The 1,627-nt window shown below is 41.2% G+C and carries 4 protein-coding genes; 1 reads left to right on the top strand and 3 read right to left on the bottom strand.

From position 1 onward, the window contains the following. Positions 1–164: 164 nt before the first annotated feature. The 3 genes from GQY55_RS30695 to GQY55_RS30685 are packed head-to-tail and all read right to left on the bottom strand — an operon-like array spanning position 165 to position 1,000. Positions 165–347 (bottom strand): hypothetical protein, encoded by a 183-nt coding sequence (locus GQY55_RS30695; protein WP_160045718.1) that lies wholly within the window; start codon positions 345–347, stop codon positions 165–167. Continuing rightward, a complete protein-coding gene (locus tag GQY55_RS30690; protein WP_236575986.1) occupies positions 340–552 on the bottom strand; it encodes a hypothetical protein in 213 nt (70 codons plus the stop codon). The genes GQY55_RS30695 and GQY55_RS30690 overlap by 8 nt, the downstream gene beginning before the upstream one ends. After that, a complete protein-coding gene (locus GQY55_RS30685; RefSeq protein ID WP_160045716.1) occupies positions 545–1,000 on the bottom strand; it encodes a helix-turn-helix domain-containing protein in 456 nt (151 codons plus the stop codon). Before GQY55_RS30685 ends, GQY55_RS30690 begins: the two co-directional genes overlap by 8 nt. A 144-nt stretch (positions 1,001–1,144) precedes the next feature. On the opposite strand from GQY55_RS30685, the gene GQY55_RS30680 reads away from it, so the two are divergent. Next, positions 1,145–1,384 (top strand): helix-turn-helix transcriptional regulator, encoded by a 240-nt coding sequence (locus GQY55_RS30680; RefSeq protein ID WP_160045715.1) that lies wholly within the window; start codon positions 1,145–1,147, stop codon positions 1,382–1,384. Positions 1,385–1,627 lie beyond the last annotated feature (243 nt).

The following is a 1,627-nucleotide window of genomic DNA, read 5'->3' as shown; positions in this document are numbered from 1 at the left end:
ATAATTCGGACTGTATTCAAGGTATCCGCTTTTCATGGATACCTTCTAAATTTGAGGACTCGACGGACCGTACAGTCCTTTCAGATGACCTAACGGACCGGTAGGGCACGTCACAGCGTGACGACTCCGCCGAATGCGGAGGCATGCTGTCCGCTTTATGGACATCACTTGGCCGGGCATATATATTTGTCCAGCACTTCATCAAGATTTGGCGCTACAGCACCATACATTTCTAGGACCTTTAAAACTTCCGGTTTAATCAAGCGCTTTATCCTTTCCCTTGACTCCTCTTCTGAGCAGATCTTAATGAACGTAATAGAAAAGGATTTATTTCTGGCTTTAGTCAAGTGCGCCGTCTCCTTTTTTTACAAGATCGACAACTTTAACTTTGATGGTCAGCCCATATTCACGCTTGGCGAAGTTTTCGATGCTTCGCTCAAGCCATTCGTTTATGGGTTTGGTGCCGTTAATTCGTGTGATGTTGAATTTCTTTCTTATTTTCACAATAGTTCCTTTCGTGGATGTAGTGTATGGTGCTCGATTATTATTCACGATCAGGAAAGAGTACCGCGAGCATGCTGAGAATCTGTGATCTATCTTGATCAGTAAGTTCTTTTCCGTGATAGGTGATGCCAGATCTACTACTTATGAAATTCTCCAAATCCTTTTCAGATTCAGTAACCGCCTTAGCTTTATTCATAAGTTCCTGCAACCGTAACCTGTTAATTTCCTCTTCATATTCAGTCTCTAAAATATCGTACTCCTGCTCATGTGGACCTAGAACAATATGGCCAGCCTTTATCATCAAATGGGCATGGGATACTCCGAGAGGGTCTTTTAGTTTGTAAAGTACCTCAGGGGAAGGTATACCCTTTAAACCATTCTCGATTTGGGACAGATACGGTTGAGAAAGCTGGGTTGCATCTTTTAATTCGTTTAATGTCATTCCTCGTTTTTTTCGAAGTTCTCTTAAATATGCTCCGAACGTATGTGCATCCAATTTTCTAACGCCTCCTTTGTCGTCTATTATATATAAAAATATAACAATTAGAAATATTTTTCTAAAGTATTGCATTTGGCAAAAATAAGTTATATTATAGCTACAAGCAATAAATAACCATTAGCAATAAAGCGGGGTGAGAAGATGAAAATTAAAGTTAAAGTTAAAGATCTAGAGCGACTCAATGAGCTCATCATCATGAAGGGCTTTAGCAAAACTGCATTAGGTAAAGAAATAGAGCTCTCACAACCAATGACGGTCCAAGTCACAAATGGTGACCGCAACCCGTCACCTAAAACAGCAAAACGCATCTGCGAAGTGTTGGAATGCGAGTGGTCCGAGTTGTTCGAAATCGTTAAATCTCCGCAGCGCGTAGGTAAATAACGGAAGGGGATTCACGCCATGCGATACTACGGCAAGAAGCTAGGCAATCGACTTTACGTTCGTACAAGCGGTGGGAATTGGATCGCTTTAAGATTGCTTGCAGCGGCTGGAGGATGTGCTACGGATAATTAAGGAATGATTTCAGGCATTTTGATTTATCCATGATAAATTGTATCGATTGATTGGTGGAACGCCTGAAAACAAGCCTCAAACGTCTGTAGAAAACAATTTAAGAGGAGGGGA

It is taken from the genome of Paenibacillus sp. USDA918EY (genome assembly GCF_009870825.1).
GTDB classification, from domain to species: domain Bacteria; phylum Bacillota; class Bacilli; order Paenibacillales; family Paenibacillaceae; genus Paenibacillus_AQ; species Paenibacillus_AQ albilobatus.
This window is presented reverse-complemented; position numbering and strand designations above follow the sequence as displayed.

Coding starts and splice junctions, on each gene's coding strand:
- GQY55_RS30680 (WP_160045715.1), top strand. CDS start 1,145: ATGAAAATTAAAGTTAAAGTTAAAGATCTAGAGCGACTCAATGAGCTC.